Source organism: Brotonthovivens ammoniilytica, assembly GCF_025566885.1.
GTDB classification, from domain to species: Bacteria; Bacillota; Clostridia; order Lachnospirales; family Lachnospiraceae; genus Brotonthovivens; species Brotonthovivens ammoniilytica.
This window is the reverse complement of sequence record NZ_JAOQJQ010000002.1, coordinates 83,450-99,924: the sequence shown is the minus strand read 5'-3', so window position 1 is coordinate 99,924 and position 16,475 is coordinate 83,450. Positions and strand designations below refer to the sequence as shown.

Here is a 16,475-nt window from a genome sequence, read left to right as displayed (position 1 = left end):
ATCAGACAATTTATAATAAAATTATAAATTCTCATATATTCCATGTCAACATATATTTAGTTAATAATAGTATTGACTACACTATTATTAACCGATATATTTAAACTATATTAAATATTACTAAAAAGGAAAAATATAATGACTGAAAAAAATACAGATAAGATTATAAAATCTTTTATCAGACAAACAAAATCCCTATTTCCTATTTACAACTCACAGATTAAAACATTTCTTTCAGATCTGCAGAATTCTATCTTTGATTTTGCGTCAGAAAATGATATTACCTGTGAACAGCTGGAAGCACATTTTGGAGCCCCCCAGGAAATTGTTTTTAATTATTTAACAGAAATGCCGGAAGAAAATTTGTCAAAATGTCTGTCACTAAAACGAACCATTAAAATATGTGTAATAACCGCATTGATTGTATTTATCGTTGCCGCGGTAGTTTTTTCTGTCAGCTATTACAAAGCTTCTAAGGCAGTACAAGAATCAACAATTAGTCAGGAAATTATTACCATCGAAGAACTTGAATAGGAGAATTTATTATGAATAGAAAAATACTATGTTTTATCATTGCAGCTGTTCTTTTACTATGTCCTTTAACTCTATCTGCCGCAGCACCTGCTGAACAGATATTTTCCACTGAAATTTTACAGTTAGCTAATGGGGATTATTGTGAGATCACAATTACAGAAGAAACAGACAGCCCGCAGCTGTTTGCCGCAGCTTCCACAAAAAAAGGGGCGAAAACTTATACCTATAAAAATTCATCCGGTACCAGCTTATGGTATGTAAAAGTTACAGGGACTTTTACATACAATGGCAGTTCATCCAAATGTACAAACTCTGCCGTATCAGCTGCTTCTAAGATATCAACCTGGAAAATAAGTTCCAAGAGCGCTTCTAAAAGCGGCTCTACTGCAACTGCAAAAGCAACGGCTAAATTATATTTAAACACTACGGTAATGCAGACCGTAACAAAAAGCGTGTCTCTTAACTGTGATAAAAACGGAAAATTATCATAAAACTGATATAACAGCAAATCTTTTTTGTTAAATACTTGACAGGACATAATATCTTTGTATAGTAAATATAAAGCTTATTGAATAATTAAAGGATTTCTATATGAATAATAAAAACAATTTTAAAAAGGGATCCGTAGAGCTGCTGGTTCTGTGTATATTACAGGAAGGCGATTGTTACGGATACCAGTTGACACAAATGATTGATGAGCGGTCCAAAGGACTGCTGAAAATACCGGAAGGCTCTTTATACCCTTCCCTATACCGACTGATGGATAAAGGATTTATCAGTGATGAAAAGCGCCTGGTAGGCAAGCGGATGACTCGTGTCTATTATCATCTGGAACCGGAAGGATTAAAATATTACCAGCAGCTGCTGGAGGATTACAATGAAGTTCATCAGGGCATCCAGCGCATTTTACATTTTCAGCCCGCAAAAAATAGTACAGAGCAGACTCCTTAAGCAAAAGGAGCTGCTCTTTTTTGTCTGAAATTCTCAGATCTGCATATCTTTACATTCTAAGGGAATAATTATCCAAAACTACATTTCGATTTAACCAGAGTTTAGCATTCTGAAAAAATTTATATAGTATAATATTAATACCGGATTGATACATACCAGTCAAATCCTGTAAAAGGAATGTATCTCTGAGAAAAATATATTTATCGTAAATATCAGGAGGAAAAAATTGAGCCAGCCAATCGTGTCTGTAATTATGCCGGTCTATAATAATGAGAAATATTTAAAACAGTGTCTGAACAGTATTATTCACCAGACATTAAAAAATATAGAAATTATCTGCGTGGATGACGGTTCTGATGATCGGTCACCGGAGATCTTAAAAAGCTTTGCCGCCAGGGACAGCCGTATTAAATTATTGCATCAGGAAAACGCCGGAGCGGGCGCTGCCAGAAATCTTGGATTAAAACATGCCATTGGAACTTATCTTTCCTTTCTGGATTCCGATGATTTTTTTGAACCGGATATGCTGGAACTGGCAGTTGAAAAAATCGAATCAGACAATGCAGATTTTGCCGTTTTTCGCTGTGATCAATATTTGAATGATACAAACCAATATAAAAGTGCAGATTATGCATTTAAAAAACATACCCTGCCGCCCTACACACCCTTTTGTTTTCGTGAAATTACAGATAACATCTTTAAAACATTTGTAGGCTGGGCCTGGGACAAGCTCTACCGGAGAGAATTTGTTATAAAAAAACAGTTGAAATTCCAGGAACAGCGTACAAGCAATGATCTGTTATTTGTTTTTTCAGGCCTGGTGCTGGCAGAAAAAATTACTTATGTAGATAAAGTACTGGCACATCAGAGAAGAAATAACAGTGAATCACTTTCAAATACAAGGGAGAAATCCTGGTTTTGTTTTTATCAGGCGCTCTGCGCATTAAAACAGGTTTTAACAGAACATGATTTATATGAAGAACTGAAACGGGATTTTATTAACTATGCGCTGCATTTTTGTTTGTGGAATCTGAATACTATTTCCGGAAACTGCTATTCTAAGTTATATACAAAGCTTCGGGAAAGCTGGTTTCAGGAACTGGAAATCACCGGCCATAATGCAGACTATTTCTACATGGAGAAAGAATATAGACAGTTTCAGAAGATTATGATATATACTTTTGAGGAGTATGAAACAAAAATATCTGTGGTAATTCCTGTTTATAATGCCGAAAAATATATCCGCCAGTGTCTTGAGAGCGTTCTTCATAATCAGAATATCTCTCTAGAGGTCATCTGTGTAGATGATGCATCCACAGATCAGACCCCCGGAATCTTAAAAGAATATCAGCAAAGATACAGCAATGTCAAAGTAATCCGAAATAAAAAGAATATCCATGCCGGAAGCTCTAGAAACCTGGGACTAAGACAGGCCAGGGGGCAGTATATTCATTTCCTGGATGCGGATGATACTGTTGTTGCCCATGCATATGAAAAACTTTATAATCTGGCTGATAAAAATGATCTGGACTGGCTGAAGACAACTGTAATAGGAATTGACGATCAGACTGGTGAAGAAGTAAAAAACCGTTTGTATGAGCTGCGGGATGTTGACAGAGGTTTCGATGAAAAGCTTTTGGAATTTGAGAGATTCCCTGGTAAATTCTTTGATATTGCTGTTGTCCCATGGAACGGAATCTATAACAGACAGTTTTTGTTAAAAAATAATATTCAGTTTAATCAGCTTTTCTGCGTGAATGACAGATCTTTTTATGTTTCTGTCTGTGTAAAAGGAAAACGTAAAATGATAACCCGTACACTATTTATCAGACACAGAGTGAATGTCAGCAATTCTCTCATTGACAAACGGGCACAGCATTTTGACTGCCAGCTGGAATCCTATCTCATAATGGAACAAATCTGCAATGAAAATAACGTATCAGAAAAAGTACGATTTGAGATACTAGAACATGAGATGAGAGATATTTTCGTCTGGTACCGGAAATTTATTGAAAATCATACTCTTTCAGAAGAAATGAAAAACCGGCTGCGCAGCTTTTTATCCCCTGAAAAAATACATTACTTTGAACAGTTTGGCAGAAACAGCCGCTGGTTAGAGTTTAGAGATTTGATTGAAGTATAAAATAAGAAAGTATAGAGAGAATCATATGGCAAAAATATCAATTATAATACCTGTTTACAATGTTGAAGAATACCTTACAGAATGTATGGAAAGTGTGGTCCGCCAGACATTACATGATATTGAAATTATCTGCATCAATGACGGCTCTATAGATGGCTCTCTGGATATTTTAAAAGAATACGCCGCTAAAGACCACCGGATTATTATAGTGGACAAAGAAAATGAGGGTTATGGCATCGGCATGAATATTGGTTTATCAAAAGCTTCCGGTGAATACATCGGTATTGTAGAGCCTGATGACTTTGTTCCCCTGAATATGTATGAAGATCTGTATGATATCGCATCTGAAAACAAGCTGGATTTTGTGAAGGCAGATTTTTATCGTTTTAAGCGAAATGAAAACAATGGAAATATGGAGCTTACCTACAACCATTTATCTCCACATAAAGAAGACTATCATACTATTTTTAATCCCAGTGAAACCCCTCAGGCTATTTATTATATTATGAATACCTGGAGCGGCATTTACCGCCGGGAATTTCTAAATGAACATCATATCCGCCATAATGAAACACCGGGAGCATCCTTTCAGGACAACGGATTTTATTTTCAGACCTTTGTTTATGGAAAACGGGCTATGATTATCGACAGACCTTATTATATGAACCGCAGAGATAATCCAAATTCTTCGGTACACAACAGAGAAAAGGTATACTGTATGAATATAGAATATGATTTTATCCGGGAAATCTTAACCCGGGATAAAAAAATCTGGAATCGGTTTAAATATATGTACTGGTATAAGAAATATACAAATTATACCGCTACTTTAAACAGAATTGGAAATGAATATAAAAAAGAATATGTAAACCGGTTTTCCGATGAATTTCGCCGGGCAAAAGAACTAGGAGAATTAAATCGTGACGTATTTTCCGATGCCAGATGGCAGGATATTCAGTTTCTGATTAACGATCCGGAGGGATTTTATTACAGAATGCTTACCTCCGGTTACAATGCATCCGCGGAGCTGCAGAAGCTAAAAAATTCAACTTCCTATAAACTGGGAAGATATATAACAAAAGTCCCAAGAAAAATAAAACAGAAATTGAAATAAAAACACCCCTGCAGGTATATGATTCAGAAAATCTGAAACGTTCCTGCAGGGGTGTTTTCCCCTTATCAGCTTCCCTCAAAGCTAATTATCTATATTTTTTACCGAAAAGCGATTACTATTTCTGGGATCTTCCAATCTCCAGACCTTTTTCAAAAGCTGCTTTATTTAATGGCAGCAGTTTTGCTTTTTTAGCAAGCTTATGCTCAATAGTTCCCCATACTACTTCAGGAGAAACAACCTCTGTATATCCAACATATACGCCAAGCATAATTACGTTTAATACTTTCGCATTTCCCATTTCAAGGGCCAGCTCTGTTACAGGTGCTTTTACGATTTTTACATCATCTCTTTCGATATCATCAGATACAATAGAACTGTTAATAAACAGTGTACCGCCCTTTTTCAGTGTTGGTAAAAATTTCTGTAAAGATGGTCCGTTCATTACAATCAGATCATCCATAACGTCACCTAAAGGAGCTCCAACCATATCGTCAGAAATAACAACGAAGCAGTTTGCTGTACCGCCGCGCTGCTCAGCGCCGTATGATGGGAAGAAAGTAACGTTTTTATCTGTAGAATCGCAGGTTGCTGACGCAAGGAATTTTCCAAGAGTCATGACACCCTGTCCGCCGAATCCGGCAACACATAAATTTGTTTCCATATCTCTTTCCTCCTATTTATCTCTGATTACGCCCAGTGGAAATTCCGGAAGCATTTTTTCTTCGATGAATTTCAGTGAATCTAAAGGATCCAGTCCCCAGTTTGTAGGACAGCTTGTTACGATCTCAACCATAGAAAATCCCTTTCCATCAATCTGGTTCTGGAAAGCTTTTTTAATGGCTTTTTTCGTTTTTATTACATTCTGCGGTGTATTGCAGCTTGTACGCTCTAAATATGCAGGTGCTGTCAGCTGATTTAAAATTTCACACATATGCATCGGATATCCGTGCTCTTCTGCAATACGTCCTTTTGGCGCTGTAGAAGCTTTCATGCCCATCAGAGTAGTAGGAGCCATCTGACCGCCTGTCATGCCGTAAATACCATTGTTAATGAAGATAACTGTGATATTTTCTCCACGGTTTGCAGCAGAAATAGATTCTCCAAGACCGATAGATGCAAAATCACCGTCACCCTGGTATGTAAAGTATAAGCTGTCAGGATTGCTTCTTTTTAGTCCCGTTGCAACTGCACAGGCACGTCCGTGAGGTGCAGTAATTGTGTCATATGCGATATAGTCCATGTGAAGACCACAGCATCCAATACCGGTAATCATAACTGCTTTTTCAACAAGGTTCATTTCTTCAAGAACCTCACCAATCAGTTTTACAACCGTACTGTGCATACAGCCCGGGCAGAATCCGGATACTTTGTCTTCCTGGATTGTTTTTGTTCTAGAGTAAATCAATTCCATTTTCCGTATCCTCCTTATTTCTCAAAAATCTTCTTAACAGCTTCAATGACTGCTTCACGGCTCATAATATTACCGCCGGAGCACAGACATGTTTCAATCGGGCAGCGTCCTTTTACTCCCATTTCCACATCTTTTACAAACTGTGCGGGAATAGACATTTCCACATCAAGAACTGCCTTACATTTGCTGTAGTCAATCTTGTCATAGGATTTATACGGGAATGGGCTGACTGTAATGGCTCTGATTAAACCAACTTTTAATCCCTCTTTACGGAGAATATCAACAACAGATTTTGCAATACGTGCAGAAATACCATAGGAAGTAATAACTACTTCTGCATCTTCTACCATATATTCCTCTGCCTGAACGTCTTTCTCCCAGGATTCGTAAAGTGCAGCAGCTTTTTCATTTTCAGCCTGCATCTTGTGGGTATCCCACTGTCCCGGCTGAATCCATGATCTGTTTGCATAATCCAGTTCATGTCCGATGCAGGACCATTTTTTCTTATTTTCTCTTATTGCAGCGATTTCTTCATCAGATTTCATTTCCGGAAGCTCTACCGGTTCCATCATAGTTCCAATGACACCGTCTGCCAGAATTAATACAGGATTCATATCTCTGTCAGCATAATCAAATGCTTTATATGTCATATCAACAGCTTCCTGTACAGTAGAAGGAGCTAGTACCATCATCTGGAAGCCGCCGTTTCCGGATGCTTTTGTAGCCTGGAAATAATCCTGCTGTGCAGGCTGGATAGCGCCTACTCCTGGGCCTCCTCTGGAGATATTTGCATACACCATTGGAACACGTGCCGCAGCCGCATAGGAAATACCTTCACTCTTTAATGCGATTCCCGGGCTGGATGATGATGTCATTGATCTTGTACCGCCGGCAGCCGCACCATAAACCATATTAATAGATGCAACCTCTGACTCACCCTGTACAAAGTTACCGCCTACTTCCGGAAGTCTTCTTGAGAAATATTCCGGGATTTCATTCTGCGGTGTAATAGGATATCCGGCGAAAAATCTACAGCCGGCTCTTACAGCTGCCTCAGCGATAGCCTCGCAGCCTTTCATTAATACTCTTGCCATAATCTTTCAACCTCCTTATTTGTACACTTCTATCGCGCCGTCCGGGCATATGCGGGCGCACATGCAACAGGCGATACAAGCATCCATGTTAACTGGTACTACATACTCATAGCCTTTTGAATTAACTTTTTCCCCAACAGCCAATACTCCTTTTGGGCAAAATTTAATACAATACTGGCAACTTTTGCAGCGTTCTGATCTAATCTCAATCTTTGCCATTTTGATCAAATCCTCCTCTTTCATAATACTTGTTGAATTTATTTAAACATTGGTTCAATGTTTAGTGCATTATTTTTATACTCACTACCCCCGTCCGGGAACAGGAGCCTCTCCCTGAGACTGATAGTCCAAAAGCCATGGATAAGTCAAATACAGATGAATTGGAAGAACAGGCACTCCGGCCTGATCTTTTACCTGATCATAAAGATCCTCTCTGACGCAGGCAAAATCAACGGTAATATATGGATTTACCATATCAGCCATTTTCTGATTTCCATCCAAAAACTCTTTTTCTGTTGTTGTCAGACCATTATTTGGATTGTTTACCATATGTACTCTGCCAAGTTCAATATGGGAAACACCAAGAATCTTTCCAAGAGTTTCATCAATATGCTCAATATCATCAGACCATGGACGGTAAGCGTTCAGCACATAATATACGATGGTATTTCCTTTATTAATTCTAGGAGCATATCCGCCGATAGAACGGGCTCCGATATAATCACCGCCTACATCCATCACAGCATAACAGGTTTCATCTCTCAGAAGCAGATTCACACCGCCAACCAGTGTGGGGGCATCCATAAACTGTTCCTCATGATGAAAAATGATTCCTGCAGATTCAAGCTCCTGAATCACATCTCTAGAGCGGAACAGAGGCTTTGTCATATCCATGTCAAAATAATGAACCGGTTTATCACCGATTTTAGCCAGCAGCATGGCAAAATTAATAGAAATCTCGCTTTTGCCGCTTCCGGCTTCTCCTAAAAATATGAAGTTATGATTATCTCCAATTAGTTTCTTAAACGTATCATTCATATTTATCTGCCTTTCTTTTTCCAGCTGAATATATCATATCATATAAAATATAAAATTTCATCCTTTTTTTGAATAATTTTATATAATATATAATATAAATTTTTCCATATTTTCCAGGGATACTGCAGAATAGGTTTTAAATAGCAGTAAAAAGGAATGTGCAAAGCACATTCTCCGCCTGCGGCGGGTTGCGTAAGCAACATAATTCCATTCTGCCGCAGTGCGTTCCATAGCGGAGCGTTTTTTGCTCTATAGGAATCGGTACTTTTCAGCTTTATCACAACACAGTGTTTCCTATAGAGTAAAAAAACAGCAGAGGAAAAATAATTTCTCACTCTGCTGCAATTAATTTTTTGTTTATGTTATAGAGAGAGGGACCGAAATTTCGGTCCCTCTCTCCAAGGTCTTTTATGGTATATAGATAATTAGCAAATATTAACCTACTATTAATTTTACAGGAAAAACACTAACATGTCAATAATAAAAACGGGAATTAAAAAAGAAACTGACCATGCCATATATCCGAAAAATGAGGGCATTTTTATACCGGCACCTTCTGCAATACTCCGCACCATGAAATTTGGAGCATTTCCTATATATGTATTAGCTCCCATGCATACAGCACCGCAGGAAATTGCCATCAGCATAACAGGCATAATTGTTCCTACCGTTGTAGCTATTCCAGAAGAAGCTCCTAAAGTCCCTGCCGTTGTTAAAAATACCAGATAAGTAGGTGTATTATCAAGAAAGCTTGACAAGGCACCGGTAGCCCAGAACATCTGCCAGGGCTGTGAAATTCCAAGCTCAGGACCATGGGCCTCCAAAAACAGCAGAGCAGGTTCCATCGTAATAAAAATACCGATAAATAAAACTGCAACTTCCTGAATAGCATCCCAGGAAAAATGATTCTGAATGCGGACTTTTTTATTTGTTGTTTTCATAGACAAAAAAGCTGCTGTCAGAATAATTACGATCTCTATAATTGCAGGGATACCTAATGAAACCTCTCCAAGAATCTGAATTTCACCGGAAAAAGCGGGAACTGTTCCAAGTATGCCGCTTAAAATAACTGCAGCTACAATTGCTATCAGAAAAATAATATTGTGGACACCCTGAATACTCATCTTTTCATTGATATCCCGAATCTCCGGCGCAAGACCTTCTGAAATATCTTTCCGGTAAGCTCTTAAATCCAGCAAAAAGAAAACAGACAGCAAAATCCCTGTGTTTAGCAGCATAATCGGCAGTAAATGAAGACTCCAGAAAAAAGGAACGCCCCGCATAAATCCCATCAATAAAGGAGGATCCCCAACAGGTGTCAGGCATCCTCCAATATTGGATACCAGAAAAATAAAAAATATAACTACCTGTACTTTTCTTCTTCTCCAGGAATTTGCCCGGATAATCGGCCGGATCATAACCATGCTGGCTCCCGTGGTTCCGATCCAGCTGGCCATCAGCGTTCCTATCAGCAAAAGCATAACATTAGCTCTTGGCGAACCTCTGAATCGTCCCTGAATAGAAATATTACCGGAAACGCAGAACAGACCAAATAATAAAACAATAAATGGAATATAATCATTAATCATAATATCTGCCAGAACCTCTGTCATAGTTCCCGCAGAATATGTAACAGCAAAAGGAATTAAAAATAAAACGGACCATAAAATAACCATATATTTTTTATTTTTTTCCCACCATTCCCCTGCAATTAATGGCAATACCGCAATACTCAAAAGCATTCCCACAAATGGAATACAAAAAACAAGTGAAATATTTTCTAATGTATTCATTTTTTCCCCCAATTAAACATAAAGCACCGTCCCCGGTGCTCTTTCGTCATCGAAAACAGTGCTTTGTAAATGCACCTTCAGGGGTTCGAACCCTGGACAAATAGATTAAGAGTCTACTGCTCTACCAGCTGAGCTAAAGGTGCGGATTGAATGCATGGATTATTATATAATAAGAGTTTCAATATTGCAAGAAAAATATTATAATAATTTTATATTCATTAAAATTTTAAAAAGGATATAAAAATATGGAAAATAAAAAACGAACTCTCATTGCCTGTTCCATGCTGGAAGATGAACTAAATTCACTTTTTCAAAGGTTAAATATTTCATACCCTGTAATATGGCTGGACAGAGGATACCATAATACACCGGAGAAATTAAAGGACAGGCTTCAAGAAATTATTCTCACGCTTCAGGATCAGGATGAAATTCTTCTGGCATTTGGTTTATGCGGAAACGGAACGGCTGGACTATACAGTCCGGATACTAAACTGATAATGCCTAAATTTGACGACTGCCTGAATATGCTTTTATGCAGCAGACCAAGAACAGCCAGAGCATTCACCAAACCCGGAACGATCTATCTTACCAGAGGGTGGACTTTGGATAAGGAAGGTATTATACAGCAATATGAAACCATGCAGGAAAAATATGACGAAGAAACCTGTGAGGTTGTTATGGATATGATGTATGCTCATTATGACAGCATTACATTAATTGACACCGGATGCTATGATCCAAATCCAGTTAGAGAATATGCCAGTCAGGTATGCGATCTTCTTGACTTTTCATTAGAAAATAAGGAAGGCTCTCTTCATGTATTGGAAAAACTGCTGACAGGCTCCTGGGATAAAGATTTTATTGTTGCAGATGCCGGTATTTCTATTACAGATCAGGATTTTGAATATAATGAAACCTGATTTGAAAAAGTGTCTGAAAAGATACATGAAATCAGGAAAATTCCCTTGAATTTTAAGAAGAAACGTTTAAAATATAAATAGCGAGTATTTAATTAATGGGAGGAACATCTATGTTTAAAAAATTAATACAGAAATTAAAAGAAAATCCGCGTACTATTGTTTTTACCGAAGGAAGTGATCCACGTATTCTGGAAGCTTCATCCAGACTTCTTTCCGGAACATTTTTAAAACCAATTCTTGTAGGAAATGAAAAAGAGATTTATCAGGCCGCTGAAGATGCCGGTTTTAACATTAACGGAGCTGTAATCGTTGATCCTTTGAATTATCCTGAAATGGATGCCATGGTAGAAAAAATGGTAGAACTCCGTAAAGGAAAAATGACAGAGGAACAGTGCCGTGAAGCATTATCTAAAGGCAATTACTTTGGTACTATGTTAGTAAAAATGGGCATCGCAGATTGTCTGCTGGGAGGAGCCACCTATTCAACTGCTGATACAGTAAGACCTGCTCTGCAGTTAATTAAAACAAAACCTGGCAATAAAATCGTATCTTCCTGCTTTATTCTTGTTCGTGAAGCAGCAACAGGAGATAACGAAGTTCTGGCAATGGGAGACTGTGCAATTAACATTAAACCATCAGAAGATGATCTTGTTGAAATTGCACTGGAAACATCCGAATGCGCTAAGATCTTTGGTGTAGATCCGAAAGTCGCTTTCTTAAGCTACTCTACATTAGGCTCCGGAAAAGGTGAAGATGTAGATAAGGTACGCAATGCATGTGAAAAAGCTAAAGCAGCCGCTCCTGAGCTTCCTATTGAGGGTGAGCTTCAGTTTGATGCAGCTGTATCACCAAGAGTTGCGGAAACAAAATGCCCGGATTCTAAAGTAGCAGGACATGCCAATACATTTATTTTCCCTGATATCAATGCCGGTAATATTGGTTATAAGATCGCACAGCGTCTGGGTGGATTTGATGCTTATGGACCAATCCTTCTTGGTTTAAATGCACCGATTAATGACTTATCAAGAGGATGTAATGCATTAGAAGTATATTCTATGGCAATTATTACAGCAGCATTAAGCTAAGTATTGAATAAATAAAAAGCCTGCAAATGCAGAATTTTCCGCTGATTTACGGATTAATGATGATCTGTCAATCAGCGGTTTTTATTTTAGTAATTTTTGTATATCAGATTCCCTGTAAATCCTGATTCCTTCTTTTCTTAAAAGATCAGATAATACACCGTTTCCTGATATAGTTCTGCCGGAAAATGTTCCGTCATATATTTCTCCATATCCACAGGATGGACTTCGTTCTTTTAATAAGGCTGTTTTGCAGTCAAAAAATCTTGCCAGCCTTAACACTTCTTCTGCTCCGCGCACAAAATTTTCTGTTACATCTTCTCCCTGTTTATTAATTACTGTACTCCCGGATCTTTCAGAGGGAATCCTCGGTATCGGAAGACCCCCAAATATTTCCGCACATACAGGAATCAAATGATAATCTGATTTTAAACGCTCTGTTAAAGGCAAATAGTTATTTTTACCGTTATATTTACAGTTTACACCTAACAGACAACTGCTGATTAATAGATTTTCCATACATTTCCCCGTTCTATAATTCAAGTCTCGCTTTTTATTGTTATATTACTCTAATCCTGTATTCCTGTCTATATGATACATCACAGCATCCGCCTGTAATATTTTTACAAAAGAGTTTCTTTTTAAAATGAAAATATCCTCTCTATCCAAAACATAGAGAAGATATTTTCTGTAACCAATTTAACTCCAATAATATAAAGAGGATTTTTTCAGCCTGTATCCACATCAGGCTCAATCTATTATAAATTTCATAGATGACTGATTAATATTCTGCGCCAAGCTCCACAAGCTTTTTAATTCTAAGACTGCTTTCCGGATGGCTGCTTGCAAGACTTGCAAATAAACCCTGTGGTTTTTCGTCTCCAAAGCTATCTAATAATCTGCACAGCTGGCTTCCATATCCCAGGCTAAAAGAAAACTTATCTGCCTGATATTCATTGCTGCGGCTTGTTTTCATGCAGAGTGCAACACCTAGTGCTGTCCACAGTTTCATAAACCCTTTCAGTACAATCAAAGACAGGAAGGTTACCAGTGCATTCATAATACTGATAAGGAATCCGTGTTTTGAAAAGATACTAAATATAGCTGTAACAATACTTGCAATAATAATGCTGATTTGAATAATCATAAAAATAATTGAAATAATTGTATTTCCAATTGCCACAACTAAAATACGGTCTGTATCCTTGTGAGCCAGATGACCAAATTCATGTCCAAGTGCAGCTTTAATTTCATCATCCGGGCGGCTCATCATGCCTCGTGTAATACATATTGTCTTTCTGCCTGTGGCAAAGGCATTTGGACACTCATCTTCATTTAAAAATAATCTCACATCACTTGAAATAGAAGGATTTTCCTTTTTCGCTTTATAATATACTTCACAAAATAATGGTTTCAGCTTATCAATATCTTCTTTTCGGTTGATTTCTTTACATCCAGTTTGTTTACGAAGCATCCATTCGCCAATGGGTGATAAAGCAACACTGATAGACGCTGCATAAATAATCAGTCCCGATACCATTCCCCATCCGAAAGGAAGTGCTAACAATAATGTAAACACCGTTCCGATGATCACTGCGTTAATGGCAAGATAAATAAGAACCGGTATATTTTCTTTTGAAGCCATTCGAATAAAAAAATCAAATAAATAAATGCTTCGGATTCCATCGGGCTTTTCTGTAGGAAGATTTCGGTAATTATATTCAAAATTCGATTTTAAGTCCTTTGATTTCTTACTCTCAGTTTCCATTTCTATCGTTTTTTTCTCATTCTCAATTTTCATTTCTGCCGGTTTCATATTATTATCAGTTTTTATTTCTGTCACTTTTGTCTCCTGCTCTGATTTCTGTGTTTCTTTTACTGTCTGCATTATGGAAAGCTCTGCTCCACAATTCCAACAATATCTGGCTTTTTCATTTAACCTGGTTCCACATTCCGGACAATACATCTTATTACCTCCTTTTATTTCTGACTTTGGAAAAACTGATCCAGACCATCTGCTATTCCTTTTTCAATTTTTTTATATACTTCAATAGCCATTTTTAATCTTCTTCCGAATTCTTCATATAGCCCATTTCCTTTTCATATTCCAGAAGCAGCTGACCATTTGCGATTTCATAATCATTCAGCATATCCAATGTAAAATCTTCTGGTTGTACAGTTCCATGATACCAGTCTTTTTTGTCAAAATAAGCCTGAATCTTTTCATCTTTAAATAACCTGCCATGACGGGCATATATTTCATTTCTTGCAATTGATAGCTGATCTGCAGTTAATCCTGAAATATCACTCTCAGTCAGATATTTCTCTGAACTCTGGGGAATAACATATTCTGTATTCTCTTCAGATATGTATACATCGTTATAAAGCTGATTATCTGTATTTTCCATCTGATTGATATTCGATTGATATTGATCATCAGAATAATTGTAGTCCGGTACATTCTGTTCATAACTATCGGTATCTTCTGCATTGTTTTCATTTACAGCTGTTCTCACAGATCTAGAACTTTGAATATATCTTTCCGGATGTGATGCATAGCTGAAATTAGACACTATTACAACAAGAACAATAATAGCCGCTGCTACAAAAACAAGTGCTGTTAAAATTCCTGCTGCATTACTTTCCACTTTATCCGGATATAAAGTGTCATCAAAAGTAACTGCCGGCCCTTCTTTATTTCCTTTCATAAACTCTTTCCCTCCTGTTATTTACGAATCTTTTTTATTTAACACATTGATACATGCAGAAATTATTTATTATTCTTCAATTTTATATATTTTTTTACCACATAATAAAAGACAGGATATCATAGCTATTTCATCTGTTCGATGATTGTATGATATCCTGTCTTTTATAAAATTAAATTTCTGATTAATGTTTCCTTCTATCTTTTTTCCAAAGAACAACCGTGAAAAATTCTGATACTTTTATCAAAAACATTCTAGTCCATTTTAGGCTGTTTAATAAATGCAATTAAAACAATAGCCAGCGCAGAAAAGATAAAGAAAATAATATAAGATTTTGTTAGATTAGCAGTTCCTACTGCTCCGATAATTACAAGAGCTGTAGAACGTACTGCTGTATTAATAGGAGCAATCAGTCTATTTGCCTGAATAAATCCAAAACGACCGAAACATGTACCTATAATAGATGGAATTAAATTACCAATTCCACCAATTCCAAATCCTACAAAAAATGCAGCAAGAACGGTCATTGCCATAGAACCATTATGGAAAATCATAATAAGCAGTGCTATAAGATACCAGAATCCATAAATAATGGAAGCTGTCTTTGTTGTAAATTTCTGATCCAGCCATCCCCATACATAGCTTCCAAAAATACCGATTAAAGCTGCAATGGTAAGCATACTCAAGGCCAGATTAGGTGACACACCAGCCATACTTAATCTTGGAATAAAATTAGATACAAGTCCAATTGTTGTCATCCACAGAAAACCATGCCCAAATCCAATCAGCCAGGTATTTCTGTTTTTGGCTATCACTCCGATGGTCATATGTTTTGCTTCTTCTTCCTGCTGCTTTTTCAATGCAAGGGCAGCTTCCATATCAATTGGTTCATTATCAGGTGTAGCTCCTACCTCTTCCGGGGTATTTTTAACCCAGAAAACTGATATAACACCAACTACAAAACATAAAACACCCAAAATGATATAAGCAGTACGTGGATTTCCAATGGCGCTTAAAATAACAATAATTGTTGCCGTGCACAAAGGAAGTCCCATAGATGCCCAGCCAAGAGCAAGCCCCTTTTTCTTCGGAAACCAGATATTCATAATATTATTAGGAACTACATTCAGCTGAATATTTCCGGAAACAAATGTTAATACAACTACCATTGCCAAAAATACGGTAATATTTGATGTAGTTGCAAAGATAATACATAAAATACCACAGATAAAATTTCCAAAAACAGCCATAAATTTACTTCCAAGCTTTGCGGCCATAATACTAAACACAACCGCTGCAATTACTCCTAACCAGCCTCCGACGCCGGCCATGGTATTGCATAAATTTACAACATTTTCATTCCATCCATGAAATGCGGTAAATGCTGCCGGGAACCAGTTTAATGTATCTGTAGAAAGTGCTGCCGCCAGATAATAACTAACTGCACAGTACAGAATCATTGACCATCCCCACTTACCAAAATTACTTTTTGTGTTGTTTGATGATGAACTCATATCTTCCTCCAATCTGTCAGATCAATTTGTATAAAATTATTATAAAGAGCCTTATTTTCTATGTCCAATGAATAGAATTACATGATATATTACTGACAGGAATAAATATATATGTTAAAATAACATAAAAATTACAATTAAAGGTAACATTTTATATTATATTTTTTATATCG

General features: G+C 37.1%; 17 protein-coding genes and 1 tRNA gene. 7 read left to right on the top strand and 11 right to left on the bottom strand.

The features are described 5' to 3' along the window. The first annotated feature begins 138 nt into the window (after nucleotides 1-138). The 5 genes from OCV88_RS04925 (at nucleotide 139) to OCV88_RS04905 (ending at nucleotide 4,742) form a co-directional block, all read left to right on the top strand. Nucleotides 139-534, top strand: coding sequence for a DUF6120 family protein (locus OCV88_RS04925; RefSeq protein ID WP_158424470.1), 396 nt, complete (start codon nucleotides 139-141; stop codon nucleotides 532-534). Between the two features lie 11 nt (nucleotides 535-545). Further along, nucleotides 546-1,025, top strand: a complete 480-nt coding sequence (locus tag OCV88_RS04920) for a hypothetical protein (RefSeq protein ID WP_158424469.1) — start codon at nucleotides 546-548, stop codon at nucleotides 1,023-1,025. A gap of 100 nt (nucleotides 1,026-1,125) precedes the next feature. Further along, on the top strand, nucleotides 1,126-1,485 hold the full coding sequence (locus tag OCV88_RS04915) for a PadR family transcriptional regulator (RefSeq protein ID WP_158424468.1): 360 nt from the start codon (nucleotides 1,126-1,128) through the stop codon (nucleotides 1,483-1,485). A gap of 226 nt (nucleotides 1,486-1,711) precedes the next feature. Further along, the gene (locus tag OCV88_RS04910; protein WP_158424467.1) at nucleotides 1,712-3,628 is read left to right on the top strand and encodes a glycosyltransferase family 2 protein; all 1,917 of its coding nucleotides are present in this window, start codon (nucleotides 1,712-1,714) and stop codon (nucleotides 3,626-3,628) included. 25 nt (nucleotides 3,629-3,653) lie between these two features. Further along, nucleotides 3,654-4,742, top strand: a complete 1,089-nt coding sequence (locus OCV88_RS04905; protein ID WP_158424466.1) for a glycosyltransferase family 2 protein — start codon at nucleotides 3,654-3,656, stop codon at nucleotides 4,740-4,742. 115 nt (nucleotides 4,743-4,857) lie between these two features. On the opposite strand, the gene OCV88_RS04900 is transcribed toward OCV88_RS04905, so the two are convergent. The 7 genes from OCV88_RS04900 to OCV88_RS04870 all read right to left on the bottom strand — a co-directional run bounded on the left by OCV88_RS04900 (nucleotide 4,858) and on the right by OCV88_RS04870 (nucleotide 10,221). Further along, a complete protein-coding gene (locus OCV88_RS04900; RefSeq protein WP_158424465.1) occupies nucleotides 4,858-5,403 on the bottom strand; it encodes a 2-oxoacid:acceptor oxidoreductase family protein in 546 nt (181 codons plus the stop codon). Between the two features lie 12 nt (nucleotides 5,404-5,415). Beyond that, a complete protein-coding gene (locus OCV88_RS04895) occupies nucleotides 5,416-6,153 on the bottom strand; it encodes a thiamine pyrophosphate-dependent enzyme (RefSeq protein ID WP_158424464.1) in 738 nt (245 codons plus the stop codon). A gap of 14 nt (nucleotides 6,154-6,167) precedes the next feature. Next, nucleotides 6,168-7,247 carry a 3-methyl-2-oxobutanoate dehydrogenase subunit VorB gene (gene vorB / locus OCV88_RS04890; RefSeq protein ID WP_158424463.1) on the bottom strand — a complete coding sequence of 360 codons (1,080 nt, stop codon included), beginning with the start codon at nucleotides 7,245-7,247 and terminating at the stop codon, nucleotides 6,168-6,170. A 15-nt stretch (nucleotides 7,248-7,262) separates the two neighbouring features. After that, nucleotides 7,263-7,466 (bottom strand): 4Fe-4S binding protein, encoded by a 204-nt coding sequence (locus tag OCV88_RS04885; RefSeq protein WP_262590744.1) that lies wholly within the window; start codon nucleotides 7,464-7,466, stop codon nucleotides 7,263-7,265. A gap of 84 nt (nucleotides 7,467-7,550) precedes the next feature. After that, on the bottom strand, nucleotides 7,551-8,285 hold the full coding sequence (locus OCV88_RS04880; RefSeq protein WP_158424462.1) for a nucleotide-binding protein: 735 nt from the start codon (nucleotides 8,283-8,285) through the stop codon (nucleotides 7,551-7,553). 452 nt (nucleotides 8,286-8,737) lie between these two features. Next, nucleotides 8,738-10,078, bottom strand: a complete 1,341-nt coding sequence (locus OCV88_RS04875) for a sodium:proton antiporter (RefSeq protein ID WP_158424461.1) — start codon at nucleotides 10,076-10,078, stop codon at nucleotides 8,738-8,740. Between the two features lie 70 nt (nucleotides 10,079-10,148). Further along, nucleotides 10,149-10,221: transfer RNA gene (locus tag OCV88_RS04870), tRNA-Lys, on the bottom strand. Between the two features lie 102 nt (nucleotides 10,222-10,323). On the opposite strand from OCV88_RS04870, the gene OCV88_RS04865 reads away from it, so the two are divergent. Both OCV88_RS04865 and pta read left to right on the top strand, forming a co-directional pair. Beyond that, on the top strand, nucleotides 10,324-10,998 hold the full coding sequence (locus tag OCV88_RS04865; protein ID WP_158424460.1) for a DUF1638 domain-containing protein: 675 nt from the start codon (nucleotides 10,324-10,326) through the stop codon (nucleotides 10,996-10,998). A gap of 110 nt (nucleotides 10,999-11,108) precedes the next feature. Further along, nucleotides 11,109-12,083, top strand: a complete 975-nt coding sequence (gene pta / locus OCV88_RS04860) for a phosphate acetyltransferase (protein ID WP_330671917.1) — start codon at nucleotides 11,109-11,111, stop codon at nucleotides 12,081-12,083. Between the two features lie 81 nt (nucleotides 12,084-12,164). Here pta and OCV88_RS04855 read toward each other — a convergent pair whose 3' ends face one another. The 4 genes from OCV88_RS04855 to OCV88_RS04840 form a co-directional block, all read right to left on the bottom strand. Further along, nucleotides 12,165-12,599, bottom strand: a complete 435-nt coding sequence (locus OCV88_RS04855) for a 2-thiouracil desulfurase family protein (RefSeq protein WP_158424458.1) — start codon at nucleotides 12,597-12,599, stop codon at nucleotides 12,165-12,167. A 262-nt stretch (nucleotides 12,600-12,861) separates the two neighbouring features. Continuing rightward, nucleotides 12,862-14,046: a M48 family metalloprotease gene (locus OCV88_RS04850; RefSeq protein WP_158424457.1), complete on the bottom strand. Its 1,185-nt coding sequence runs from the start codon at nucleotides 14,044-14,046 to the stop codon at nucleotides 12,862-12,864. A gap of 94 nt (nucleotides 14,047-14,140) precedes the next feature. Further along, the gene (locus OCV88_RS04845) at nucleotides 14,141-14,788 is read right to left on the bottom strand and encodes a YARHG domain-containing protein (RefSeq protein WP_158424456.1); all 648 of its coding nucleotides are present in this window, start codon (nucleotides 14,786-14,788) and stop codon (nucleotides 14,141-14,143) included. Between the two features lie 254 nt (nucleotides 14,789-15,042). Further along, the gene (locus tag OCV88_RS04840) at nucleotides 15,043-16,302 is read right to left on the bottom strand and encodes an MFS transporter (RefSeq protein ID WP_158424455.1); all 1,260 of its coding nucleotides are present in this window, start codon (nucleotides 16,300-16,302) and stop codon (nucleotides 15,043-15,045) included. Nucleotides 16,303-16,475: the final 173 nt, after the last annotated feature.